Source organism: Falsiruegeria mediterranea M17 (assembly GCF_900302455.1).
Lineage (GTDB): Bacteria > Pseudomonadota > Alphaproteobacteria > Rhodobacterales > Rhodobacteraceae > Falsiruegeria > Falsiruegeria mediterranea.
The window spans coordinates 315,501-339,492 of the sequence record NZ_ONZG01000002.1; the positions used below are offsets into that span (position 1 = coordinate 315,501).

The window sequence follows — 23,992 nt, forward strand, 5'->3', positions numbered from 1 at the left end:
CCTTTCCGCCAAACCGATCTGCCAGCACTCCTCAGCAGGGACTTTTCGACCTGTCGTGGCAAGTTCCAACACCTTGCCCTACCCCACCAGACGCTGCAGCCGAACGGTGCCACCGTCCATCAGTGTGATCCCCATCGACGTCAAAAGACGCCAAATGGGCAGTGCCAGCCATCACCCGGTTGTCGCACCACATGGCCAGTTCCATGCCCCACACAACCGTCAGCCTCTCAATTGCACCTCAAACAGCCGGTCAGCGCAGTAGGTGTAAAACCCGCGAACCTAGGTTTGGGCCCACCCCATCGGTGCTTTTTGCTTTCGTTACCTGCGTGACCCCATGTGCGTTCAAAGGTTCCAGGGATTCAGCCAGCAGTGCACCACAAAGATCATACTTGCCGTCGAACATGGAATAGATCGCGCCGAAGGTCACACCTGCTGCCCTGGCAATCGCGCGCCTCGAACTCGGCCATTGCGGCATCCAGAACGATACACCGTTTGAGTTCGGCAAAAGCCTGAGGTTTCCCGGTCTTCATGGCTTTGACCTTTGGCCTTGGGGTCAGATGCAGGTAAATGAGGGCCGCATCGGCTTGGCCTTGCGCGCACGACAGATTAAGCTGTGCTTACAGGCAAGACAGGGCGCAGGAATGGACCTTCTCGACGATCCCACACCGGGGCAGAACATGCCCGAATACAGCGTTTCCGAGCTCTCCGGCGAGGTAAAGCGTACGCTCGAGGGCACATTCGGGCGGATTCGCGTGCGTGGCGAAGTGGGGCGCGTGTTCAAGGCGCGCTCGGGCCACCTGTACTATGACGTCAAGGACGATCGCAGCGTGCTCGCCTGCACCACCTGGAAGGGTCAGATCAGTGGCCTGTCGGTGGTGCCCGAAGAAGGGCTCGAGGTCGTGGTAACCGGGCGGCTTACGGCCTTTGGTGCGCAATCGAAATACAACATGAACGTGGATGAGGTCGCAGTGGCCGGCCAAGGCGCGCTGATGGCGCTCTTGGAAAAGCGCAAGAAACAGCTTGAGGCTGAAGGGCTCTTTGCGTCTGAGCGCAAAAAGCCGCTGCCATATCTGCCGCAAATCATCGGCGTCGTGACCTCGCCCTCGGGGGCTGTGATCCGGGACATCCTGCACCGATTGCGTGACCGCTTTCCGCGCAAGGTGCTGATCTGGCCTGTCGCCGTGCAAGGTGCGAACTGCGCCCCCGAAGTCGCCCGCGCCATCGATGGTTTCAACCAGCTGACCCCCGGCGGTTCTCTGCCCCGACCCGATCTTTTGATCGTGGCGCGCGGCGGTGGCTCGGTCGAAGATCTGTGGGGCTTCAATGAAGAGGTGGTCGCGCGCGCCGCCGCCGCCAGCGACATCCCCCTGATTTCTGCCGTGGGACACGAGACAGACACCACGCTCATCGACTATGTCTCGGATCGGCGGGCCCCCACGCCGACAGCAGCCGCCGAGCTTGCCGTGCCGGTGCGCCTGGAACTCGCTGCCTGGATCGAAGAACAAGGCGCCCGCCTGTCGCGCGCCACCACGGACGGCGTGCAGCGTCGCTCGCAACGCCTGCGCGATCTGTCCCGCGCCCTGCCCCGCGCAGAGACCCTGTTGGACACACCACGGCAACGGTTGGATCAGGCTGCTGAACGCCTGCCCAATGCGCTGATCCGGGGGGTGCAGAACCGGCGGGTGAAACTGCTGGATGCCTCGGCGCACCTGCGCCCGTCCACATTGCGCGCGTTAGTCGAAGGACGCCGGGATCGCTGTCACAACCTGTCCTCTCGCCTGTCGTTGCGGCCCATTCAGCGGGAGCTTACAGTTCGGAAAGATCAGCTGACACGTCTGACCGAGCGTATGAACACAACCCAAACCGCGCGCCTGGACCGGTTGCGTCAACAGATCGAGGCCACAGATCGGCTGCGCGAGACACTCAGCTACAAGGCAACGCTCAAACGCGGCTATGCCGTGGTGCGCGGCGATGGGCAGGTGGTAACAACCAAGGCGCAGGCCGAACAACACAGCGCGCTGGAGATCGAGTTCGCAGATGGGGTTTTGAGTACCGGCGCCTCCGCGACAAACGATGTTAAACCAACGCCGAAACCCGCGTCGAAAAAGGCAAAACCCACCCCGCCCAACCAGGGTTCCCTGTTCTGAGATGCTGACGATCTGGGGCCGCAAGACGTCGTCGAATGTACAGGCCCTGATGTGGTGCGTCGGAGAGTTGGGCCTGCCTTATACGCGTCACGACGCGGGCCTTATCCACGGCGGGTTGGACACGGATGCTTTTGGCGCGCTCAACCCCAACCGCACGGTTCCGGTGCTGCAGGACGGGGACGGCGCGCCGATCTGGGAAACCGGCGCAATTCTGCGGTATCTGGCGGCGACCTACGGCGACGACGGCTTTTGGCCGCAAGATTCGCACCCGCGCGCACAGGTCGACAAATGGGCCGAGTGGGCCAAGATCAACATCGCGATGGAGTTCACCGTTCCGGTGTTCTGGCGCGTGATCAGAACCGCGCCGCAGGATCAGGACACCGACGCAATTCGGACAGCGGTTCGAGAATTGGAACACAAGCTGATGATTGCGGACAGACAGCTTTCGCATGCACCCTTCTTGGCAGGTCCCGAGCTTACACTGGCCGATATTCAGCTGGGTCATGTCCTGCATCGCTACTACGACATCGAGATTGTGCGCGCTGATTTCATGCACCTGCGCCAATATTACGACGACCTGTGCCAACGTCCGGCTTACCGGGAACACGTGATGGTGTCATACGACTCACTGCGTATCCGTTAAAAAGATCCAAGACGGGGGCACTCCCGCCCGTCGTCGATGCCCCTTGCGGGACACCTCCTCCCGTTGGGCCGGGCCGCGCTGCGCGCGGCGGGGCGGTTGGCGCTTGTGGTTGAACGACTGCCACACGCGGGACCGCGCCGAGCGACAAGCGAGGCGCGCGGCCCAAGGCCGCTAGCGGTGCTGGCGAAGCCAGGACCGCTCGGGCGCGGGAGCACCCCGAGATATGTATCCCCTACACAGAAATGAGATCGCTTTTGCGCCGCACCTGACCATCGGACCTCTCGGGACCTTTGTGTTTGATCCGAGGGTTGCATAGTCTGATTTTTTGGTTGGAATGGAAGGGAGCACCATGGGACTGGTTCGTCATGGCAGTACCACGTCCTGTTCCCCGGCAGTTGATTTGCATAGCAAACCTGCCCAGAGGGCACGCACGCAGTCAGAGCAGCAATGCAGCGATCCATGGCCTTGCAGGCGATAGCAGAGTTGAGCCAGGAACTTGGCATCAATCCCAAGACCGTTGCCAAATTGCCCAAGCGACAATGTCCACTGGATGTCTCGTCTTCCAGACATGACCGCACGATCAAGGGCGCGACAGGAAAGCGGTACGACATCGACAACCACCTTCGCCTGCGCTGGCATCTCGCTGACGTTCTGAACGCCAACAATCGCGCGTGACGTTTGAAGTTGCTCAACCGTCCCATTCCTTGCGAATGCATCCACAAAACCCGGACGCCAGAGCCGGAACGCATCATCCCGCATCCAATCCACCAGATCCCGCGAGCGAACGCCTAGACCCCGACGTCCGGCCCATAACAGATCATCTCTTCGTCGAGGTCTTCTGCCTCATAGAGCTCGGTGCCCTCTGGGTCATCCTCGAACCGGGCGATCAGGCCGCGGGATGTCTGCTCAAAGCTCCAGCATTGTGGATCAAGGCGTTCCTCGTAGATGAAACATATCTGCCCGCCTTGTTCATACCAGACGCCTTCCTTGCAATCTCCATCCAGAAAGGACCAGACCACCCGGCGCCCCGCCATATAGCGTTCGACGCCATAGACCTCACCTCCGTTACCGTAAAACAGTGTCTTGCCTTGGGTGTAGGCATCGAACTCTTCGGCCGTCATAAGGCCTTGGGCCGCGACCGGGGCCGCACACAGCGACAGGAGAATCATCAGGCGCATCATCATGAGCACAAGTCTCGCAAATTGCGTCAGCTCTTGCCACGCCCCGCAGACCATTGATCCACGCGTGGATCCATGATCCGGCGCCAAAGGGGCGGCACCAGCGCCAGTACGGCCATCACAGGCATGGCATGGGGCCAGGTCGGCATGTCCTCTTGCAGCTCGAGCGTCGCAAAAATGCGACCGGGGTGCATGTGGTGATCAGAATGGCGTGGCGCGTTCAGCATCATCGCGCCCGAATACCACTGTGGCGCGTTCCACGAATGCGCAGGCCCCGCAGGTTCCAGTCGGCCGCCGGGCCGTTGGACACGACGCAGACCATAGTGCTGGATGTAGTCCGCAAGCAACAGCTGCGTCTGCGCGAACCCCGCCAATCCCACCCAGATCAAAACGCCCTTGTGGCCCCACAACAGCGCAGCCAGCGCCAGACAGAACAACGCCCCACCAACATAGACCCGATAAGGATGCCCACCCCGCCCTTGCCGGGCAACGGTTTCAGCTTCGTATCCGGCCAGAAACGAACCGACCCAGGCCCGCGGCCAGAACCGATAGAACCCCTGGCCTCGCCGCGCCGAATTTGGGTCCTGATCCGTGGCCACATGCACATGGTGGACCCGCCGGTGCGCGGATACGTGGTGACCAAACAAGAGCGACACATAGACCGCCGTCCCCAACGCCCGCTCAAACCGGCCCGCGCGGTGGATCAGCTCATGCGCGTTGGAATTGGACACCTGTCCCAGAAACAGCCCGGCGGCCGCGGCCAAGCCGATCTTGCTGCCCAGCGTCAACTCTGCCGAGGTCAAAGCCTGCACCGCCCCAATCAGCACCGCAAAATGCGCGATCCCCAGGGCAACGCTCAACAGACGGGCAGTGCCCGCGTTGTCACCCTCGCTCGGCAGCGGTCTGGACGTCAGGCGATCCATCAAAACCACAAACACCGTCATGTGCAGCAACGCCAGAAAGCTCCACCCGCCACCCCATTGGGCGGCGAGCCCTAATGTCACAACAGGGGAAAGGCTGGCAAAGGCAAACCAGAACATGAATCACGGTCCATTTTGCGCCACGAGCAGTGCAGCGGTCTGGCGATAACTTGGCGTCAGCCATGCGGAATTGTCAAACGCCAGAGGTTGCGCCCAACTGTGATTTCAGTGCCTTCTTGTCGAAACGTTTCACCACCCCGAGGCCCCATGACCCAAGTTCTGTTCTGGTTTGCCGCCGCAAACGCCCTAGCCTACCTGTTCCTGACGGCCCGACATGCAAGCACCCTGAGAACGGTCACCAAAACCCTGTCGGTGGCGGCTCTTGCCGTGATCGCCGGGCTGGCTGGCCTTTGGGTTCTGTGTTTGGCGCTCGCACTTTGTGCGGCGGGCGATGCGCTTTTGTCTCGGGAAACGGACCAGACGTTCATGGCCGGGATCGGAGCTTTTGCCCTAGGGCATCTGGCCTACATCGCCGTGTTCCTGTCGCATCCGGCAAGCGATCTGGCTCTGATCAGTGCGCAGATCCTGCCATTGGTTATGTTGATCGGCCTTGGCGTCGTGATGGCGATCCTGCTCCCGCCCCGAGCAGGTGAGTTGAAGGGGCCTGTCCTGGCCTATATCCCCATCATCCTGGGGATGGGCATCGCCGCGCTTGCGCTGCCCCAGAGCGGCGCGCTGATCTGGGTGTTCCCGGCCGCGATGTCGTTTGTCGCCTCGGACCTGATCCTGGCGACCGAGAAATTCCTGCTGCGCCCGGGCCACCCCCTGTTGCGGGCAACGCCTTATGCGGTGTGGCCTCTTTACTGGGGTGCGCAGGCCGGGTTTGTCATTGCGTTCGTGTGACCCTTTGCAACCGGCTTGAATAGGCATTAGGTGGGGACAGCACTTTGCGGAGACCACGATGGCGTTTTTTTCCAAGCTCAAAGACCGGTTGTTCAAATCCTCGTCCAAGCTCGAACAGGGGCTGGATGCGATTGTCGAGGATGGCGGCGAAGAAGAGACGCTGACGCCCGACCCTCAGCCCGCTCCGGAAGCGGAAGCACCAGCGCCAACCCCTGCGGCAACGACACCTGAACCCGAGGTCACACCTGCACCTGCGCCGCAGCCCAAGGAACCGGAAGCAACCCCGGTTGAACCCGCAAAACCAGTTGCCGCACCAAGCCCAGAACCCGTAGCCCAAGCGCAAGAAACCAAGGGCATCCTGGGTCGCCTCTTCAAACGTGACGAAGCCCGCACCGTCACCCGCCGGGTGCTGGATGACGACATGATCGAACAGCTCGAAGAGCTGCTGATCGCCTCGGACATGGGCGTCGACACGGCGCTTCGCGTGACCTCGAACATGGCCGAGGGGCGCTTTGGCAAGAAGCTGTCGACAGATGAGATCAAGCAGATGCTGGCCGACGAGGTCACTCGCGTGATGGAGCCCGTGGCCAAACCGCTACCGCTTTATTCCAAGCGCCCGCAGGTGGTGCTGGTGGTGGGTGTAAACGGCTCGGGCAAGACCACGACCATCGGCAAACTGGCAAGCCAGTTCAAATCCGCAGGCAAAAAGGTGGTGATCGCCGCAGGCGACACATTCCGCGCAGCGGCTGTGGAACAGTTGCAGGTCTGGGGCGAACGCGCGGGCGTCCCCGTGCTCACCGCCCCCGAAGGATCCGACCCCGCCAGCCTGGCGTTCGACGCCATGACACGCGCACAAGAGGACGGTGCTGACCTCTTGATGATCGACACCGCAGGCCGCTTGCAGAACCGCGCCGACCTGATGGAGGAACTGGCCAAAATCGTTCGCGTCATCCGCAAAAAGGACGAGACCGCGCCGCATAACACGCTACTGGTTCTGGACGCCACAACCGGCCAGAACGCGCTGAACCAGGTCGAGGTGTTCCGCAATATCTCGGACGTTTCGGGCCTGGTGATGACCAAGCTCGACGGCACCGCCAAGGGCGGCGTTCTGGTGGCGCTGGCCGACAAGTTTGGCCTGCCGATCCATGCCATCGGCGTCGGCGAACAGATCGACGACCTGGCCCCGTTTGACCCCAAAGACTTTGCCAAGGCCCTGACCGGGGTGGGGTCCTCCTGACCTCCTTTTTCTTTTTGTCTCAAATGCGGTCAGGGGCCTTGGGGCAGACAGCCCCCAGCCGCTCAACTGAGAAAGACCCCTCACCTTGAGCGACTGGCTGATCTCACTGGAAGGCACCGAAGCCGGTCATCAGATGGCCCTGGCGTTGGCCCTGCTTGCGGCCTTTCTGCATGCGGTCTTTGGCGCCCTGCAAAAAGGCCGTCACGATCCTTGGCTGACACGCGGGGCGATTGATTTCTCGTACTGCCTGATGGCTGCGCCTTTTGCCCTGTTTGTGGTGCCCTGGCCCGAGCCGCATATGTGGGTGATCTTTGCCACCGTCTGGGCCATCCACATCGCCTATAAGGTGCTGCAATCCATGGCCTACACCCGTGGTGCCTATACTGTGGTCTATCCGGTGGTGCGCGGCACCGGGCCGTTGTTCACGGTGATCGGTGCCTATCTGCTGTTTGGCGAGACCTTCACGATCGCCCAATGGACGGGTGTTGCGGTCCTATTGGGCGGCATCTTCGGGCTGGCGATCTACAATCTACGAAACCTGGATACTGACCGCGCCACCCTGAAAGCCGCCCTTGGACTGGCCTTCTTCACCGGCCTTTTTGTGGCGCTTTATACGACCTATGACGCCTATGGCATCCGCGCCACTGCCGACCCGTTCACTTTTCTGGCGTGGTTTTTCATGATCGACGGGGCGACCTTTCCCTTCATCGCCTACGCCCGCTGGCGCAAGATGCCCGACCGCCCAACGCCCGGCCCTCTGATGCTGCGCGGGTTTGTAGGCGGGCTGGTGGCCTTCATGTCTTTCGGCTCGGTGATGCTGGCGACGCGCCTGGACAAAGTGGGGGAGGCCGCCGTTTTGCGCGAAACCTCCACCGTTTTCGCTGCCCTGATTGGCTGGCTGGTGCTGAAAGAAACCGTTGGTCCGCGTCGCATCGCACTTATGGCGTTGATTGCGCTCGGGGCCGTGATAGTTGAGGTGGGCGGATAAATGACGGAACACACGAGCATGGCCGAAAAAATGGACATCAACCCGATCCTGAAACAGGTGCTGGAACTGGGCCCGACAGTGGCGTTTTTCCTGATTTATCTGCGGATCCGGGATGAGAGTTATCAGATCGCGGGCACAGAGTATTCGGGCTTCATCGTCGCCACGCTGATCTTTGTGCCGATCCTGCTTGCTGCCATGGGCGTGCTGTGGTTCCTGACAGGCAAACTCAGCCGGATGCAGATTTTCACCGCCTTCATGGTGATCTTCTTTGGCGGGTTGACGGCCTGGTTCAACGACGAGCGTTTCTTCAAGATGAAAACCACGCTTGTATATGGCTGTTTCTCGGTCATCCTGGGGATCGGTCTGTTGCAGGGGCGCAGCTATCTGGCGTTCATCCTGAACGAGATGCTGCCCATGCGCGACGAGGGTTGGATGATCCTAACCCGACGGCTCTGTGCCGCCTTCGCCCTTTTGGCCGTCGCCAACGAATTCGTCTGGCGCACAATGTCCACCGACCTGTGGGTCAAGATCGAGACCTTTGGTTTTCCCATCGCGCTGATGGCGTTCCTGATGATGCAGTTCAGCCTGTTGCAACAGTATCTGATCGAACCCGATCAAGACGAAGACGCCTGAGAAACAGCTCCGAGGGCGCTCCCGCCAGTCGTCGCGGTTCCTGACGGAACCTCTCCTCCTGTTGGGCGTGGCACCTTGTGGGCCTCGCCCACAAGGTGCCACGCCCCCCGCCGTCCGCAGGACGCGCAGCCCAAAGGCTGTGCAATCAACACCCGCCTAAAGCGTTGCATTGAAAATTTACTGCCCCTAGACCTGAAACAGGGGGGCATTGCATGACATCACTACCTGAGACCGGCTTTCTGGCGCAGGCGTCCGATCGCCTCAAGGCCATGCTGTCCTCGCAAGCGACCGAAATCGACCTGGAGCGCGGCGCCGTGCTGTTCGAGCAAGGCGATGACGGGGATGCGCTTTATGCCATCACGCAAGGGTCGCTCGAGTTTTCGATCCTGTCCCAGAACGGGCGCAAGCTGTCGCTCGACCTGATGGGGCCTGGAGCCATCTTTGGCGAGATCGCCCTGTTCGATCCCGGCCCCCGCACAGCGACCGTCACCGCCATCGACCCCGCAAAGGTCCTGCGTGTGCGCAGTTCGGATGTTCTGGCCCAGATCCAGGAGCACCCCGAGCTGGCAGGTGATCTGATCCGGCTGGCCGGGCAGCGCATGCGATGGATGGGGCAACAGCACAACGAACAGGTTTTCCTGTCCGTTCCCACCCGCCTGGCCCGCAAACTGCTCCACCTCGCCTCGGTCGATGCGGCTTGCCCCGAGACGATCAACCTGTCGCAGACCGAACTGGCCGAATATGTGGGCGCCACGCGCGAGGCGGTGTCAAAGACCATTTCCGGCTGGAAGCGCATGGGCGTGCTCGAGGCCACACGCGGCGCGTTGATCATCCGCGATTTTGATGCGCTGCGAGATCTGGCCGAGCCCGAGCAGATCTGAAACGGTTCCCCGCCGTGTGACATGGTTCACAGACGCCCATGCCCATCCGTGCAAGGCTGTCCTTGGTAACCGTACCAGGGGGGCGCAGGAACATCCCCAGTGTTCTGTCCCAATGCACCCCGCACCACATGAGAAGCCATGCGCCCTCGAGATGCATGGCTTCTTTTTTTGCCGCAGACATGAAAAAAGGCCGCAACCGTCCCCGGCTGCGACCTTCAATGAAACATCCCATCTGGGGTGCGGTCTGTTTACTCGTCCAGTGTCAACGCCACGAACCGTGGCTCCCCTGCCCGGCGCACCAGCAGCAGCAGCGACTTGCGCCCTGCCTCGGTGGCCTCTTCGATGCGGTCATCCAGATCCGCCAGCGAGGTGACTTTCTGCTGACCGGCTTCGGTGATCAGATCCCCGGCGCGCAGACCTTTCTCAAAGGCCTCTGACGTCTCGTCGATGTCCATCACCACCAAGCCTGTGGCATCATCATCAAGCCCCAGCTCGGACCGCAGATCAGAGGTCAGGGCACCAAGGGACAGGCCCAGGACGTCCTTCTGAGCAGCTTCGGGTTCGGACGTGCCTTCCTCCTCACCATCGGATGCACGCTCGGCATCTTCGCGGCGACCCAAGGTCACCAGTACAGTCTGGGTGCCACCGTCGCGATAGACAACGACACGTACAGCCTTGCCGACGGTGGTTTCACCGACCTGACGCACCAGCGCGCGGGTGTCTTTCACATCCACCCCGTCAAAGGTGACGATCACGTCGCCCGACAACAGGCCCGCCTCTTTCGCGGGACCATCCGGCACATCGGTGATCAATGCGCCTGTGGCTTTGCTCAGTCCCATGGCCTCGGCCACATCATCGGTCACGTCCTGAATGCGCACGCCCAGCCAGCCGCGGCGCGTCTCGCCGAACTCCTTGAGCTGATCGACCACCTTGGTCACCACGTTTGAGGCCATCGAGAAGCCGATCCCGATCGAGCCGCCATTGGGCGAAAGAATCGCGGTGTTCACGCCAACGACCTGGCCGTCCATGTTAAAGAGCGGGCCACCCGAGTTGCCCCGGTTGATGGCCGCGTCAGTCTGGATGTAGTCGTCATACGAGCCGCTGAGCGCCCGGTTGCGGGCTGAAACGATGCCGGCACTGACCGAAAAGCCCTGTCCCAGCGGGTTGCCCATGGCAATCACCCAATCGCCCACGCGGGCGGTGTCACTGTCGCCGAACTTGACGAATTTCAGCGGGCCATTGGCCTCGACCTTCAACAGCGCAATGTCGGTTTTCTCGTCGGTGCCGATCACCTTGGCGACCAGTTCCTTGGCAGGTTGGCCTTCGCCTGGGAAGAACTCGATCAGGATCTCATCGGCTTCGGCAATCACGTGATTGTTGGTGACGATGAACCCATCCTCGGAAATCACAAAGCCCGACCCCAGGGCCGAGCTGCGACGCGGACGGTCACCGTTGCCGTTGTTGTTGCGGTCCTGGAACTCGCGAAAGAAATCTTCGAACGGCGAGCCTTCGGGCACGATGCCTTGCGGGCCTGCGCGCCCCTCGACCAGGGTCGAGGTGGTGATGTTGACTACCGCCGGGCTGATCTTCTGGGCCAATGGCGCCAGGCTCTCGGGACGGGCTTGGGCCACAAGGGCCTGCGCCAGCACGAACAGCGCCGACAGGGCCACAAGCCACATCAGGCGCACCTGCGACATCCATGTGTCACGGGCCTTTGTGATGGAAATTGCACGTGCTTTGGACTGCACTGGAAGCCTCCTTGGAACAAATCTGTATTGGGCGCCCGTTTGGTCGGACACCTGCATTTGCATCTAATGTAGTCAGAAAGTGCGCCCCCGCAACGTCAGATCGCAGTCAATTCAACCGCTCGTGACCTCAGACGCCCAATTGATGGGCCAACCAGACCAGAATAAGCCCGCTGACCAGCGCCAGAAGACCCACTTGCCGCCGTGCGACTTCAGGGATTTGTCGGAGCGCTTCGAGCATACGCTCGATAAGCGAAGGGGCCAGCGCGTACGCCAGCCCCTCGACAATCAGTACCAGCCCAAGGGCCAGAAGGATCGTTGCCATCATTCAGACGCCGCCGCGCCTTCGGACGACTTGAGATAGTTGAAGAACTCGGAATCCGGGCTCATCACCAAGGAGCTGTTTTCGCCTTTCAAAGCACGCGCATAAGCGGTCAGTGAACGGTAGAATTCAAAGAACTCCGCATCCTTGCCATAAGCTTCGGCGAAAATGCCGTTCCGCTCGGCGTCAGCCTCACCGCGAGTGACCTCGGCTTCACGCTTCGCCTCGGACACCAGCTCTACCACGGTCCGGTCGGCTTGCGCGCGAACGCGCTGCGCCGCCTCGTTACCGCGGGCGCGTTCGTCCGTCGCTTCACGCTCACGTTCGGCACGCATCCGGTCGAATGTCGCCTCAAGGTTCTGGCTCGGCAGGTCGGTGGCTTTCAAACGCACGTCGATGACTTCAAGGCCCAGAGCCATAGCCTCGGCAATGGCCGCATTACGGATGCGCAGCATCAGCGCGGCACGGTCCGAACTCAGGATGTCCTTGGAGCTGACAGAACCCAGAACTTCGCGCGTTTCAGCACGCAAGATGCTGTCCAGGCGATCCTCGGCCGTGGCCAATCCGCCAACACCAACAGCCTGACGGAACTGTTTGACGTCGCGGATCCGGTACCGGGCAAAGGCGTCAACCACGAGACGGCGATCATCCAGCGGTGTCACTTCGAGCGGCTGAACGTCGATCGAAAGAATACGGCTGTCATAGCGCACGACCTCTTGGATCAGCGGGATCTTGAACGCCAGACCCGGTTCTTCCTTGACGTCGATCACACGACCAAATTGCAGAACCAGCGCTTTTTCACGCTCGTCCACGATGAAAAGTGCCGACAGGGCCACCACAACGGCGACCACGATTACTGGCAGAACAAAAGTTGTTTTCCGCATCAGTTCGACCCCTCGCTGGATTTGCGCTGCAGTTCGTTAAGCGGCAGGTATGGGACAACACCTTGACCGTCGCCACCGGTGTTGGGATCGAGAATGACTTTGTTCACGTCACCCAAAACCTGTTCCATGGTTTCCAGATACAGACGCTTGCGGGTTACTTCGGGTGCCTTGGAATATTCTTCCAAAACGGCCGAGAAACGGCTGGCTTCACCTTCGGCCTCGTTCACGACGCGAGCGCGATACCCTTCGGCTTCTTCCAGCAGCTGCGCGGCTTCACCGCGTGCTTCGGCGAGAACCCGGTTGGCGTAAGCATCCGCCACGTTTTGCAGACGGTCACGTTCCTGTGCGGCGGCCTGAACGTCGCGGAAAGCGTCGATCACGGTTGGGGGCGGGTCGGCCTTGTCAAAGTTGACGCGGATGATGTTCACACCTGAATCGTAACTGTCCAATGTCGACTGGATCAGATCCTGCAGACGATCACCGATAACACCACGATCCCTGTTCAAGATCGGCGCCAGATCAGATTGAGCAATAATTTCACGCATCGCTGATTCCGATACCGCACGGATGGTCGGACGCGGGTCGCGCAGGTTGAACAGATATTTGGCCGGGTCGTTGATGTTCCAAACCACCTGATAGTCGATGTCGACGACGTTCTCGTCGCCGGTCAGCATCAGGCCGTCATTGCCACCACGGGCGCCGCCCATGTCCTCGGTCTGTTCGCGGGTGACCGGGATAACCTCGGCAGTGACCAGCGGCCACGGTGCGAAGTTCAGGCCCGGTTCACCGATGGCCGAGAACTTGCCAAGAAACAGCTCGACCGATTGTTCTTCAGGCTTGACGGTATAGATGCTGGCAAAGCCCCACAGGACCGCCGCCGCAACAAGGCCCAAGCCAATGGTACCGCGGGTAAAAAGCGGACCGCCGCCCCCACCTTGGCCAGAACCGCCGCTGCCGCCACGGTTGTCGCCACGACCACCCATCAGCACGCGCAGCTGTTCCTGACCTTTTTTCATCAGGTCATCGATCTCGGGGATCTGGGGTTTGTCACCTTCGGGAGGGCGTTGCCCGTTCCCATTGTTCCCGCCATTGCCCCGGTTGCCGCCGCCACCGGAAGAGCCTCCGCCCCCCCAGGGGCCACCGTTATTGCCCGCCATATGTTGTTATCCCTTCGTCAGACCGCACATTGCGGCGTCAACCTAAACCTGTGTGTTCCTGCTTGCAAATCAAGCGCTGCGCACAGGCTGCTTCATTGTGACCAGTTCTTCGGACATGGTCGGGTGCACCGCCACTGTCCGGTCGAAATCTTCTTTGGTCGCGCCCATTTTGACCGCGATACCGGCCAACTGGATCATCTCGCCCGCGCCGGGGGCAACGATGTGACAGCCCAGCACCTTGCGCGTGGCCTTAGACACGATCAGCTTCATCAAAACCCGGGCCGACCGGCCAGCAAAACTCTGCTGCATCGGCTTGAACGAGGTTGCGTAAACTTCGACCGGCTCCTGTTCGGCGGCCTCTTCTTCGCTCAGGCCCACGGTGCCCATCTCGGGCTGGGTGAAGATCGCGGTCGGGATCAGGTCATGATCGGGCGATGTCGGATTGCCCTTGAACACGGTTTCCACAAAGGCCATGCCTTCGCGGATCGCAACCGGCGTCAGGTTCACCCGGTCGGTGACATCACCGATGGCATAGATCGATGGCACGCCCGTTTGGCTGTGTTGATCGACCTTGACTTCACCCTTACGGCCCAGCTCAACGCCCAGCGCCTCAAGCCCCAGACCGGTGGAGTTCGGGTTGCGGCCGGTGGCGTACATCACCTGATCAAAGAGGTTTTCGTCGCCATTGGTCGCCTTGACCCGGATCTGTTCGCCCTCTTTGCGCATCTCCAGCACGTTGGTGCCCAGATGCAGATCGATGCCGTTCTGGCACATCTCTTCGCTGACCAGACCACGCGCCTCGTCATCGAAACCGCGCAGGATCTGCGCCCCGCGATAGTACTGCGTCACCTCGACACCCAGGCCGTTCATGATGCCCGCAAACTCGCAAGCGATGTAGCCGCCACCGACGATCAGCATCTTTTGGGGCAGCTCATCGAGATGGAAAATCTCGTTCGAGGTAATCGCCAGATCGGAACCCGGAAAATCAGGAACCGTCGGCCAGCCGCCCGTTGCGACCAGGATATGTTTCGCGGTCTTGCGGGTGCCATCAGCCAGTTCAACCGTGTGTGGATCAACCACGATGGCGCGCTGATCAAAGCTCTCGACGCCGTTGTTCTTCAGGATGTTGCGATAGATGCCTTCCAGACGGTCCAGTTCGGCGTGCAGTTTGCCCTTGAACGCGTCCCAGTTGAAGGCGCCCGGCTGGATGTCCCAACCATAGCTTTGCGCGTCTTCGACCATGCCGGAATACTCGCTGGCAAAAACCATCAGCTTTTTGGGCACACAGCCCCGGATCACGCAGGTGCCGCCATAGCGGTCCTCTTCGGCCAGCGCCACCTTGGCCCCGGTGTCGCCCGCAGCCACCCGCGCCGCGCGCACGCCGCCCGAACCGCCGCCAATCACGAAGAGATCATAGTCAAAGCTCATGAGTTTCCGCCTCATCTGTCTACCTGCACCGCTTTCGCGGCTCAGAAGGGGTGTACCTTATCCCGCGCTGCTGTCCAGCCTGTTCAAACCGCCCACATGATAGGCCAATTGCTGTTGCCAGGGTGCGGTCACATCCAAACGATACGTCTGAATAGCGGCGATGAGTTGGTCACATATGTCCGGATCAAGCGATTGCAACGGGATGCGCAAGCTGTGGCGGCCTTTGTCCGGGTCATCAAGATTGATCCAACTTTTGCCAAACACCGAACTCTTGTTGCGCCGATTCAATTCAAAAGACCGCACCAATGACCAAAATACATTCACCCGAGTCCCATCTGGTGCCTGAAACCTTATCCCTTCAGGCCCGACTGTGAAAATCAAAGGCCGGCGGGACAGGTTACGCAAGAGATCGAGAACGCCCCAACCCGCCAGAATGATCAGAAGAACCAGATTGGGGTTCGGCAAGGTATACAGCCAAGCAGACATCCCCACCATTGCCGCGCTCTTGAGAGCCGACTGCAACAAACGGAGCGCCCGACGTGATTTGCTCTCATAATAAAGCGTTCGGCCTTTATGCCTATGCATCAATCCGCCAGGTCCGTGAACAGGTTATCGCTTTCGACAAAATCCAACCGGTCGTGTTCCACCGTGCCCTGATTGATGTCGCGCAGTTCTACCCTTCCGTCGCCAAAGCCGATCACCACCGTATCGCAGATGTCGATAAAGAGACCATTTTCCACAACACCCGGCATCTGGTTGATCACCAACGCCAGTTGGCGCGCATTGCCGATCCTGTTGAGGTGCAGATCCAGGATGTGATTGCCCTCGTCCGTGATGAACGGCGTGTCGCCATTCATGCGCAGGGTTGAGGTGCGGCCAAGAACATCCATCGAGATCAGGGTCTCCTCGATCAGCGCCTGAGTGGTCTGCCAACCAAAGGGGATCACCTCAACCGGCAGTGGGAAATTGCCAAGGGTTTCGACCTCTTTGCCCACATCCGCAATCACGACCATTTGATCCGACGCGGTCGCCACGATCTTTTCCTGCAGCAAAGCACCACCGCCGCCCTTGATCAGGTTCAGATCACCGTCGAATTCATCTGCGCCATCAATCGTCAGGTCCAACCAGCGCGCCTCGTCCAGGCTGATTACCTCGATCCCAACGTCACGGGCCAGTTCCGCCGTGCGGGTCGACGTGGGCACGCCCTTGATCTTGAGCCCCTCGTCGCGCACCATCTCTCCTAGACAGCGCACCAGCCAGGCAGCGGTCGAACCGGTGCCCAAACCCACGCGCATCCCGTCCTCGACAAAATCTGCAGCCCGTTTAGCAGCCACGAATTTGGCCTTGTCGATCGGCGACAATTCTCCGGTCATGGCAGCTCTCCCCCTCATAGTTGGGAACTGGTATAGGTCAGTTCCGCCGCCGGTGCGAGGTTCTTTTGTCTGCAAATGTTCCTGCATCCTCCTGCCGGTTTCGCGGCAGTTTTTGCCCAGCAAGCCAGAACAGCGAAACTGTGGTAGGATCATCCATCCCCACCCTTAACGGAAGGAGGCATCTGGATGCTGGTTTTCGACGAGGAAACAACCCGGGTATTGGACAATGCCTATCGCGGCCGCGAAATCACAACCCGGCGGTTGGCCAATCTGGATGCGCTTGCGCCTGCCCCCGGTGACAAGATCCTTGATCTGGGCTGTGGCAACGGGTTGATGACGTCCGAGCTGTCGAGGGCCGTAGGTCCAAGGGGCCATGTCACCGGCCTGGATCCAAGCACAGACATGCGCACATCTGCCGCAAAACATTGCGCTGGTCAGACAAATGTCACCTTCGTCGAAGGTATGGCCGATGACATGCCGTTCGAGGATCAGAGCTTTGACGGGGCGGTTTCGGTCCAGGTATTCGAATATATTCCAGACATCCCGGCCGCGCTTGCCGAAGTGCAGCGCGTTCTGAAACCCGGCGGACGTCTGGTGATCGGTGATATGCATTGGGACACGCTGGCGTGGTACAGCCCTCATCGCGAACGAATGCAACATGTTCTGGGCATCTGGGACGGCCATCTGGCCCATCGCGAAACCCCGGCGCATTTACCGCAAATGATGCGGGATGCGGGTTTCACCTTTGACGGCGTGCATCAAATTCCATTCTGGGACACGCGGCTGAAACCCGATGGCACCACAATGATGCTGCTGAATCTGATCGAAGCCTTTGTAGGGCAAACCGGCGCGCTGACGGAACAAGAAGCTCACGACTGGGCGCAGGAGCAACATGACCTTGCAGAGCAGGGGCGTTTCTTTTTCAGCATCAGCCACTTTATCTGTATCGCGCATAAACCTTAGTCTTGGACACAACATTGCGCGTTTCTTATTGGAAACGTCGCAATCGAACCCACCTGTTTGGCCCGTCAACGATAGGACAAAGTCATGTCACAGGACCTGCGCCTTCATTACGCCCCTGACAACGCCTCGCTGGTGATCCGGCTGGCGTTGCTTGAGATGGGTGTGCCGTTTGACGCCGTGTTGGTGGATCGCAAAGCCCGCGCACAGGACAGCACGGCCTATCGCGCGCTCAATCCCAACGGATTGATCCCGGTTCTGGAAACGCCGCAGGGGCCACTGTTTGAAACCGCAGCGATCCTGTTGTGGCTGGTCGAAACATTCGACCAGTTGAAACCTGCAGACGCAGAGCGCGGCGCGTTCCTCAAATGGCTGTTCTTTGCTTCGAACACCTTGCATGCCGATTTGCGCATCCTGTTCTACGCGGAAAAATACATCGACGCGTCCCAGGCCGAAACCTTGCGCGCAGGCATTCGCCCGCGCCTGCGGCAGCATCTTGGTCTGCTGGATGCGATCGCCCAACAGTCGCCATCCTGGTTCAGCGCGGACAAGCCGTCGGTGATGACCTTCTATGTCGCATGCATGATGCGGTGGATGGCGCTCTACCCCGCGCGCAGTGATCGCAGTTGGTACAACATCAGCGATACACCCCATTTGCAGCGTATCCTGCAAGCGCTGGAAACCCGCCCCGCCGTACGCGCCGCCGTTGAGGCCGAAGGTCTGGGCGCCACGCCGTTCACGTCACCCATCTACGCCAATCCTCCAGAAGGCTCAGCTCAGTAATATGTTTCTCTCTGTCTTCGACATTTTCAAAGTGGGCGTTGGCCCGTCGTCCTCTCATACAATGGGTCCGATGGTGGCCGCCGCGCGGTTCCTTGACTTGATGCGCGCCTCACCGTTTGAATTCCACGGGCTCAAGGGGTCGCTGCATGGCTCGCTGGCCTTTACCGGCGTGGGTCACGCCACCGACCGCGCCACCATTCTGGGTCTCGCGGGGTTCCTGCCTGACAGTTATGATCACGACAAGGCCGAGGCGGCGCTTGCCGCAATTGTCGAGACGCACACGGTATCGCCCGAGGGGCTGCCTGAGCTGCACTTTGACCCAAAGACCGATCTGATCTTTGACTACGACAACACCCTGCCCGGCCACGCCAACGGCATGGCGCTGATGGCGACGGACGCGCAGGGCGACGTGATCCTGCGACAGGTCTACTACTCCATCGGTGGTGGTTTTGTCCTGACCGAAGAGGAACTGGCCGAGGGCAAGGCCACGGACGAGGGTGATCCGGTGCCCTACCCGTTCAAATCCGCCGCCGAGATGCTGGAGATGGCCGGCGAAAGCGGCAAGTCGATTGCCGAGATGAAGCGCGAGAACGAGATTTCGCGCGGCTGCGCCGTCAGCTTTGCCAAAGGCTCTGCCCGGATTTGGGAGGTCATGAATGGCTGTATCGAGCGTGGGCTGGTCACCGACGGGATCCTGCCCGGCGGGCTGAGCGTGCGCCGTCGCGCCAAGGGCATCCATGATGCGTTGCAGGCCGAACGGGGCATGAACCTGAATGCGCCGCACACCATCAATGACTGGATGAGCGTCTACGCCATGGCAGTGAACGAGGAAAACGCCGCCGGTGGTCAGGTTGTCACCGCGCCCACCAATGGCGCGGCCGGCACACTGCCCGCTGTGATCCGCTATTACCTCGACCATGTGCCCGGCGCGTCTGAGTCCCACATCGAGGATTTCCTGCTCACCGCTGCCGCCATCGGTGGTCTGGTCAAGTTCAACGCCTCGATCTCTGGCGCCGAGGCGGGATGCCAGGCCGAGGTCGGCAGTGCTGCTGCGATGGCGGCGGCTGGCCTGTGTGCCGTGATGGGCGGAACACCGCAGCAAGTGGAAAACGCCGCCGAGATTGCGCTGGAGCATCATCTGGGCATGACCTGCGACCCGGTTAAAGGGCTGGTCCAGGTCCCGTGCATCGAACGCAACGGACTGGCCGCGATCAAGGCGGTCTCGGCCGCCTCGCTTGCCTTGCGCGGCGACGGGCAGCATTTCGTGCCGTTGGACGCCTGTATCGAGACCATGCGCCAGACCGGCCATGACATGCACGAGAAGTACAAAGAAACCTCGCTCGGCGGGTTGGCGGTCAACGTTCCGAACTGCTGATCACGGGTGCTGACCCTAGGTCAGCTCTAGGGTGGGTTGATCCCCGTTCTACCATTCCCTAGCGTGGCGGCATGTCGCATGATCGCCCCGTTCTGGGTATCCTTTTGATGTTGGGATTTTGTGTCGTCGCCCCCATGGGCGACGCAGTGGCCAAGCTATTGAGCGGCGCAATTCCACTGGGAGAACTGTTGTTGGTACGCTTTGCCGTTCAGGCGGCGGTCCTGATCCCGCTGGTGATCGTGACGCGGCGCCCCTGGCGCATCCGTGGTCGGCTGTTGCGACTGACGGCCCTGCGCACGGTTCTGCACATCGTCGGCATCGGCGCAATGTTCACGGCGCTGCAATACCTGCCGCTGGCCGATGCCGTGGCGATTGCCTTTGTCATGCCTTTCATCATGTTGCTTCTGGGTAAATACGTCCTGGACGAAGAAGTGGGCGCGCGGCGCCTTGGGGCTTGCATCGTTGGCTTCATCGGCACGCTTCTGGTGATCCAGCCCAGCTTTGTCGAGGTTGGCTGGCCTGCCCTGCTGCCTCTGGTGGTGGCCGTCGTCTTTTCGCTCTTCATGTTGGTGACCCGCCAATTGGCCAAAGACACCGATCCCGTTGGCCTGCAGGCGGTTTCCGGAGTGATGGCCTCGGTCGTGCTCTTGCCCGCTCTGCTAGTCGGTCAGAACATGGGGGTCGAGCCGCTGACGCTGGTGATGCCAGACGTGACAACCAGTTGGCTGATGCTGGCGATCGGGCTTCTGGGCACGCTGGCGCATCTGCTGATGACCTGGTCGCTGCGCTATGCGCCCTCGGCCACATTGGCCCCGATGCAGTATCTCGAAATCCCTGTGGCTACGGTCATCGGCTGGCTGATTTTCAGCGATCTGCCCAATGGCCTGGCCAGTGTCGGCATCTGCATCACGATTGCAGCCGGCCTTTACATCATCCTGCGTGAGCGGGCCACGGCACGTGCCGAGTTGAACGAAACGCCTGCATGACCAGATCAAAGGCGCCGCGTGGCACCATGACCAAAAGCCCCGGCTGGTCCATTTCCAACGTCACCGGCCCTGTGCTGCGGTTCGACGTGCCGATCTGCCCCGAGGGGTCAAACGTCAGCTGATCAATCGACCATTCCAGCCCTGCCGACCTCCCCTTTACGCGCGCCAAAGGAAACAATGACACCACGCCGCCGGGCTCCAATGCCAGCTCGATCCGGGGTGGAGCATGAAACAGAACCTCATGCGCTCCCAACAGGACACAAGGCGTCGCAGCCTTGCGCACCAATGTGTTGAGCACCGCCAACTGATGGTCAACACGCCCGCCCAAGAACCCCACCCCCACCACGAGCGGGGCACGAACGTAACGCAACGCCTTGTCGAAATCGGTGGTTTCTTGTTCTCGCACCGGAAACAGCCGCTCGGATGGGATCTGACGCCGAACGTCGTCCGAGATGGAGTCGAAATCCCCGATCACGGCCTGAGGCATATGTCCCCGGGCCAAGGCCTGATCAGCCCCACCATCGGCTGCCACAAGCGTCGGGGCGACCGGTAAAACAAGGTTAAGGTCGTTTTCCCCGACATCTCCGCCGCCAATCAGCGTGATTGGTTCAGATTGCTCAACAATGGGGGGTTTCATATGTCGATTTAGCCTTATTTAGGAAACGAGACACAATCTGGTCACAAAATGATACGCTCAATTGCACAGATTCGGGCCGAAATTGACGCCTCGGGAATGGTAAACGGGTTGCCATAAGTATGTAGAGGACGAGCATCCCATGGTACAGAACAACAAGGTATTGACCGTCTCATACGGGACATTTTCCTGCACGTTGGAGGGGTTTGACGACTCTTTCGACACCATGAAAGCCATTGCCGAGTACTTTAGGGATTTGGCTGCAGACGATCGCTATTTCGGGGCGGAACCACCCCAGCCCGACGCTGACATGCTGGCGCGGATCGCCCAGCGCGAGATTTCTCGACAAGTTGAGGCTCACACCGACGCCAAGGGGATTGTCCTGCGCGCCGCCGAAGCCGCACCCGTTACTGCCCCAGCCGCAGCCGCACCCGTTGCTCCCCCAGCCGCAGCCGCAGTGGTCGAGGCCCAGCCCGAGCCCACACCAGCCCCCGTTGTCGAGCCCGAAGTGGCCCCGGTCGAGGCGGCCCCTGTTGCCGAAGCCGAGCCCGAGGAAGCTCCAGCCGTTGCCGAGAAAAGCCCCGATGACGCGCCTGCCGCGGAAGCTGTTGAAGAGGTTGTGGAAGAGGTTTCTGCCGAAGAACCTACCGAGGCACCACGTTCAGAAGAGACCCCTGTCGAAGCACCGGTTGCAGGTATCAACGCCGAAGCATCGGTTGCTGAGATTGCCGAGGACACAGTCCAGGACGACGACGCAGAGGAAATGGACGACCAGCGCGAGGAAGAGCCTGTTGCTGAAGCCCAGCCCGAGGCAGATGACCAGCAAGACGACGTGGAGCTCGAAGCTGTTGCTGATGAGGCCCCGATCACTGCTGAGGTTGAAGACGCACCCAAGGTCGAGATCGAAGACGCGGCTGACGAAGATACCGCAGATGAGGTCGCCGAAGCCGTCACCGATACGGCAGATGACAACGACGAAGACGCCGCCCTGGCTGCGATTGCCGCCCGCGTGGCCGACCCCGAGGCCGACGTTCCCGTAGTCGAAGCCGAGCCGGTTGAAAAAGACGACACCGTCCCGGCCGCCGACAGCATCGCCGCAAAACTTCAGCGGATCCGCGCCGTGGTGTCCCGCAACGAAAAAGCCGCCAAAACCGAGACCTACGCCGAAGATGAGCACGCCGAAGACGTGGTCACTGCCGCAGCGTCCGGTTTGAATGCTGCGCTGCAGGCAGACGACGAAGCCAAGGCCGAAGAGGAGGAGGAAGACGATGTTTCCGCCATCTTGGGCAAGCTGGATGCCGAAGAGGAGGTCGAAGCCGATGGGGCAGCGCAAGAGGACGCCCTGTTCTCCGATCTGGACGATGACGCTGATGACGCCGAGGACGAGCTGGACAATATCCTGAGCTCGGACGAACCCGCTGAAAAGCCTGCGCACCCCAAGGCCCGCGTGCTGAAGGTCAAGCGCAGCGATCTTGAGGCGGCGATTGCCGCAGGCGAGTTGCAGGCTGCAGACGATGACAGCGATGCAGACGACGTAGAGGTCGAAGCCGCACAAGATGACGCGGCAAGCGGCAGTTCGCTTTTGCCCGAAGACGAGGCCGACCTGATGCGGGAACTGGCTGCAGTCGAAGCAGAGCTGAACGCGCAATCCAAAGACGAGGAAGATGAGCTTCCTTCGATGGAAGCTGCGCCCGAAAAGATGGCCCAGGATGCGACCGAAGCACAGGAAGCAGAGTTCGACGACGGGGACGATAACGCCGAAGACCCTGCCATCGTGCCTGTTGCCGTTTCGCAGGACGACGCGCCCAAGCTGGAGGCCGACGACGATGACCTGTCCCGCCTGATGGCAACCGCTGACGAAAAACTGGACGATCCCGACACGTCATCCTCGCGCGAAGCTTACACGCATCTGCGTGCTGCCGTTGCGGCTGCCCATGCGGAACGCTCTGCTGGCGGTACCGTTGGCACCCACACCAGCGACGATGACTATCGCGAAGATCTGGCGAGTGTCGTGCGCCCCCGTCGTCCCACGGCCAAGGCATCCAGCCCCCGCCCGCGCGCAGGTGGCGAACGTCCGGCACCGCTCAAACTTGTGGCCGAACAGCGGATTGACGTTCCGAGCGAGAGCCAGAATCGTGGTGCTGTTCGCCCGCGCCGCGTGGCTTCGGTAGTCGCAGATGAGACGACAGGAGAGACCGGCAAAGGATTTGCTGAATACGCATCGGAAAAAGGCGCCGTGACCCTGCCCGATCTGTTGGAGGCGGCGGCCGCCTACATGTCGTTTGTCGAAGGTCGCGAGCAGTTTTCGCGCCCGCAGCTGATGAACAAGGTGCGGCAGTTGGACAATCAAAGCTTCAACCGCGAAGACGGCCTGCGGTCGTTTGGTCAGCTGCTCCGTGACGGCAAGATCGAGAAAGCAGGCGGGGGGCGCTTTGTGGCCTCGGGTGACATCGGGTTCCATCCAAACAAACGCGCTGCTGGGTAAACCCCTGAAATTTGCAAAAAAGAGCCGCTCCATTGAGCGGCTCTTTTTGCATTTTTTCACGCACAATCGGCGCCACGCCGGTCTTTCATCAAGGTCGGCCATGTGTTTTTAGCGCCATCCCCTCCAAAACCACAAAACACAGAAACCAAGGAAATCAACGTGTCCACGCCTCTTGGGACGGTACAATCGCCACAAGCCCTCCCGCCCGTCGTCGATGCCCCTTGCGGGGCACCTCCTCCCGTTGGGCCGGGCCTCGCTTCGCTCGGCAGGTATTTCTGGGCGCGACCGTCACTCGCCGCATCCGACGAAAGCGTGCGTCTTGAAGGGACC

22 protein-coding genes and 1 pseudogene are annotated in these 23,992 nt (G+C 60.7%); 13 read left to right on the top strand and 10 right to left on the bottom strand.

From position 1 onward, the window contains the following. The first annotated feature begins 641 nt into the window (after positions 1-641). The 3 genes and pseudogenes from xseA to TRM7615_RS26295 all read left to right on the top strand — a co-directional run. Positions 642-2,147 (top strand): exodeoxyribonuclease VII large subunit, encoded by a 1,506-nt coding sequence (gene xseA, locus TRM7615_RS04805; protein ID WP_108785764.1) that lies wholly within the window; start codon positions 642-644, stop codon positions 2,145-2,147. 1 nt (position 2,148) lies between these two features. Further along, positions 2,149-2,790 carry a glutathione S-transferase family protein gene (locus tag TRM7615_RS04810; RefSeq protein WP_108785765.1) on the top strand — a complete coding sequence of 214 codons (642 nt, stop codon included), beginning with the start codon at positions 2,149-2,151 and terminating at the stop codon, positions 2,788-2,790. Positions 2,791-3,237: 447 nt separating this feature from the next. Continuing rightward, positions 3,238-3,351: pseudogene (locus tag TRM7615_RS26295) on the top strand (IS481 family transposase); the annotation flags it as partial. Between the two features lie 227 nt (positions 3,352-3,578). Here the strand turns inward: TRM7615_RS26295 and TRM7615_RS04820 are convergent. Then, entirely contained in the window at positions 3,579-3,959 is a 381-nt protein-coding gene (locus tag TRM7615_RS04820) for a hypothetical protein (RefSeq protein ID WP_235824019.1), read from the bottom strand. 38 nt (positions 3,960-3,997) lie between these two features. Further along, positions 3,998-5,008, bottom strand: coding sequence for an alkane 1-monooxygenase (locus TRM7615_RS04825; RefSeq protein ID WP_108785766.1), 1,011 nt, complete (start codon positions 5,006-5,008; stop codon positions 3,998-4,000). Between the two features lie 147 nt (positions 5,009-5,155). On the opposite strand from TRM7615_RS04825, the gene TRM7615_RS04830 reads away from it, so the two are divergent. From TRM7615_RS04830 to TRM7615_RS04850, 5 genes are all read left to right on the top strand, one after another. Then, positions 5,156-5,791: a lysoplasmalogenase family protein gene (locus tag TRM7615_RS04830; protein WP_108785767.1), complete on the top strand. Its 636-nt coding sequence runs from the start codon at positions 5,156-5,158 to the stop codon at positions 5,789-5,791. 58 nt (positions 5,792-5,849) lie between these two features. Next, positions 5,850-7,028, top strand: a complete 1,179-nt coding sequence (gene ftsY, locus TRM7615_RS04835; protein WP_108785768.1) for a signal recognition particle-docking protein FtsY — start codon at positions 5,850-5,852, stop codon at positions 7,026-7,028. A gap of 85 nt (positions 7,029-7,113) precedes the next feature. Beyond that, positions 7,114-8,016 (top strand): DMT family transporter, encoded by a 903-nt coding sequence (locus TRM7615_RS04840; protein WP_108785769.1) that lies wholly within the window; start codon positions 7,114-7,116, stop codon positions 8,014-8,016. Positions 8,017-8,034: 18 nt separating this feature from the next. Then, positions 8,035-8,649 (top strand): inner membrane-spanning protein YciB, encoded by a 615-nt coding sequence (locus TRM7615_RS04845; protein WP_108786001.1) that lies wholly within the window; start codon positions 8,035-8,037, stop codon positions 8,647-8,649. 212 nt (positions 8,650-8,861) lie between these two features. Beyond that, positions 8,862-9,530, top strand: coding sequence for a Crp/Fnr family transcriptional regulator (locus tag TRM7615_RS04850; protein ID WP_108785770.1), 669 nt, complete (start codon positions 8,862-8,864; stop codon positions 9,528-9,530). Between the two features lie 248 nt (positions 9,531-9,778). Here the strand turns inward: TRM7615_RS04850 and TRM7615_RS04855 are convergent, their stop codons facing one another. The 7 genes from TRM7615_RS04855 to rpiA all read right to left on the bottom strand — a co-directional run bounded on the left by TRM7615_RS04855 (position 9,779) and on the right by rpiA (position 16,439). Continuing rightward, the gene (locus TRM7615_RS04855) at positions 9,779-11,227 is read right to left on the bottom strand and encodes a Do family serine endopeptidase (protein WP_181893009.1); all 1,449 of its coding nucleotides are present in this window, start codon (positions 11,225-11,227) and stop codon (positions 9,779-9,781) included. A 178-nt stretch (positions 11,228-11,405) separates the two neighbouring features. Further along, positions 11,406-11,600, bottom strand: coding sequence for a DUF2065 domain-containing protein (locus tag TRM7615_RS04860; RefSeq protein ID WP_108786003.1), 195 nt, complete (start codon positions 11,598-11,600; stop codon positions 11,406-11,408). Further along, positions 11,600-12,481: a protease modulator HflC gene (gene hflC / locus TRM7615_RS04865; protein WP_108785771.1), complete on the bottom strand. Its 882-nt coding sequence runs from the start codon at positions 12,479-12,481 to the stop codon at positions 11,600-11,602. The genes TRM7615_RS04860 and hflC overlap by 1 nt, the downstream gene beginning before the upstream one ends. Further along, positions 12,481-13,638 (bottom strand): FtsH protease activity modulator HflK, encoded by a 1,158-nt coding sequence (hflK, locus tag TRM7615_RS04870; protein WP_108785772.1) that lies wholly within the window; start codon positions 13,636-13,638, stop codon positions 12,481-12,483. Before hflK ends, hflC begins: the two co-directional genes overlap by 1 nt. A gap of 69 nt (positions 13,639-13,707) precedes the next feature. Then, the gene (gene gor, locus TRM7615_RS04875; RefSeq protein ID WP_108785773.1) at positions 13,708-15,066 is read right to left on the bottom strand and encodes a glutathione-disulfide reductase; all 1,359 of its coding nucleotides are present in this window, start codon (positions 15,064-15,066) and stop codon (positions 13,708-13,710) included. 57 nt (positions 15,067-15,123) lie between these two features. Further along, on the bottom strand, positions 15,124-15,330 hold the full coding sequence (locus tag TRM7615_RS25470) for a hypothetical protein (protein WP_165821364.1): 207 nt from the start codon (positions 15,328-15,330) through the stop codon (positions 15,124-15,126). A 320-nt stretch (positions 15,331-15,650) separates the two neighbouring features. Continuing rightward, entirely contained in the window at positions 15,651-16,439 is a 789-nt protein-coding gene (rpiA, locus tag TRM7615_RS04885) for a ribose-5-phosphate isomerase RpiA (protein ID WP_108785775.1), read from the bottom strand. Positions 16,440-16,625: 186 nt separating this feature from the next. Between rpiA and TRM7615_RS04890 the strand changes: the two genes are divergently transcribed. From TRM7615_RS04890 to TRM7615_RS04905, 4 genes are all read left to right on the top strand, one after another. Beyond that, positions 16,626-17,402: a methyltransferase domain-containing protein gene (locus tag TRM7615_RS04890; RefSeq protein ID WP_108785776.1), complete on the top strand. Its 777-nt coding sequence runs from the start codon at positions 16,626-16,628 to the stop codon at positions 17,400-17,402. A gap of 84 nt (positions 17,403-17,486) precedes the next feature. Beyond that, on the top strand, positions 17,487-18,182 hold the full coding sequence (locus TRM7615_RS04895) for a glutathione S-transferase family protein (RefSeq protein WP_108785777.1): 696 nt from the start codon (positions 17,487-17,489) through the stop codon (positions 18,180-18,182). Position 18,183: 1 nt separating this feature from the next. Beyond that, positions 18,184-19,557: an L-serine ammonia-lyase gene (locus tag TRM7615_RS04900; protein WP_108785778.1), complete on the top strand. Its 1,374-nt coding sequence runs from the start codon at positions 18,184-18,186 to the stop codon at positions 19,555-19,557. Between the two features lie 71 nt (positions 19,558-19,628). Next, positions 19,629-20,543 (top strand): DMT family transporter, encoded by a 915-nt coding sequence (locus tag TRM7615_RS04905; RefSeq protein WP_108785779.1) that lies wholly within the window; start codon positions 19,629-19,631, stop codon positions 20,541-20,543. On the opposite strand, the gene TRM7615_RS04910 is transcribed toward TRM7615_RS04905, so the two are convergent. After that, positions 20,488-21,180: a thiamine diphosphokinase gene (locus TRM7615_RS04910; RefSeq protein ID WP_108785780.1), complete on the bottom strand. Its 693-nt coding sequence runs from the start codon at positions 21,178-21,180 to the stop codon at positions 20,488-20,490. The two genes, TRM7615_RS04905 and TRM7615_RS04910, sit on opposite strands and share 56 nt — an antisense overlap. 139 nt (positions 21,181-21,319) lie before the next feature. On the opposite strand from TRM7615_RS04910, the gene TRM7615_RS04915 reads away from it, so the two are divergent. Further along, the gene (locus TRM7615_RS04915; protein WP_108785781.1) at positions 21,320-23,662 is read left to right on the top strand and encodes a chemotaxis protein CheA; all 2,343 of its coding nucleotides are present in this window, start codon (positions 21,320-21,322) and stop codon (positions 23,660-23,662) included. Positions 23,663-23,992 lie beyond the last annotated feature (330 nt).

Coding starts and splice junctions, on each gene's coding strand:
- xseA (WP_108785764.1), top strand. CDS start 642: ATGGACCTTCTCGACGATCCCACACCGGGGCAGAACATGCCCGAATAC.
- TRM7615_RS04830 (WP_108785767.1), top strand. CDS start 5,156: ATGACCCAAGTTCTGTTCTGGTTTGCCGCCGCAAACGCCCTAGCCTAC.
- ftsY (WP_108785768.1), top strand. CDS start 5,850: ATGGCGTTTTTTTCCAAGCTCAAAGACCGGTTGTTCAAATCCTCGTCC.
- TRM7615_RS04825 (WP_108785766.1), bottom strand. CDS start 5,008: ATGTTCTGGTTTGCCTTTGCCAGCCTTTCCCCTGTTGTGACATTAGGG.
- TRM7615_RS04915 (WP_108785781.1), top strand. CDS start 21,320: ATGGTACAGAACAACAAGGTATTGACCGTCTCATACGGGACATTTTCC.
- gor (WP_108785773.1), bottom strand. CDS start 15,066: ATGAGCTTTGACTATGATCTCTTCGTGATTGGCGGCGGTTCGGGCGGC.
- rpiA (WP_108785775.1), bottom strand. CDS start 16,439: ATGACCGGAGAATTGTCGCCGATCGACAAGGCCAAATTCGTGGCTGCT.
- TRM7615_RS04845 (WP_108786001.1), top strand. CDS start 8,035: ATGGCCGAAAAAATGGACATCAACCCGATCCTGAAACAGGTGCTGGAA.
- TRM7615_RS04905 (WP_108785779.1), top strand. CDS start 19,629: ATGTCGCATGATCGCCCCGTTCTGGGTATCCTTTTGATGTTGGGATTT.
- TRM7615_RS04900 (WP_108785778.1), top strand. CDS start 18,184: ATGTTTCTCTCTGTCTTCGACATTTTCAAAGTGGGCGTTGGCCCGTCG.
- TRM7615_RS04855 (WP_181893009.1), bottom strand. CDS start 11,227: ATGTCGCAGGTGCGCCTGATGTGGCTTGTGGCCCTGTCGGCGCTGTTC.
- TRM7615_RS04810 (WP_108785765.1), top strand. CDS start 2,149: ATGCTGACGATCTGGGGCCGCAAGACGTCGTCGAATGTACAGGCCCTG.
- TRM7615_RS04910 (WP_108785780.1), bottom strand. CDS start 21,180: ATGAAACCCCCCATTGTTGAGCAATCTGAACCAATCACGCTGATTGGC.
- hflC (WP_108785771.1), bottom strand. CDS start 12,481: ATGCGGAAAACAACTTTTGTTCTGCCAGTAATCGTGGTCGCCGTTGTG.
- TRM7615_RS04850 (WP_108785770.1), top strand. CDS start 8,862: ATGACATCACTACCTGAGACCGGCTTTCTGGCGCAGGCGTCCGATCGC.
- TRM7615_RS04890 (WP_108785776.1), top strand. CDS start 16,626: ATGCTGGTTTTCGACGAGGAAACAACCCGGGTATTGGACAATGCCTAT.
- TRM7615_RS04860 (WP_108786003.1), bottom strand. CDS start 11,600: ATGGCAACGATCCTTCTGGCCCTTGGGCTGGTACTGATTGTCGAGGGG.
- TRM7615_RS04820 (WP_235824019.1), bottom strand. CDS start 3,959: ATGATTCTCCTGTCGCTGTGTGCGGCCCCGGTCGCGGCCCAAGGCCTT.
- hflK (WP_108785772.1), bottom strand. CDS start 13,638: ATGGCGGGCAATAACGGTGGCCCCTGGGGGGGCGGAGGCTCTTCCGGT.
- TRM7615_RS04895 (WP_108785777.1), top strand. CDS start 17,487: ATGTCACAGGACCTGCGCCTTCATTACGCCCCTGACAACGCCTCGCTG.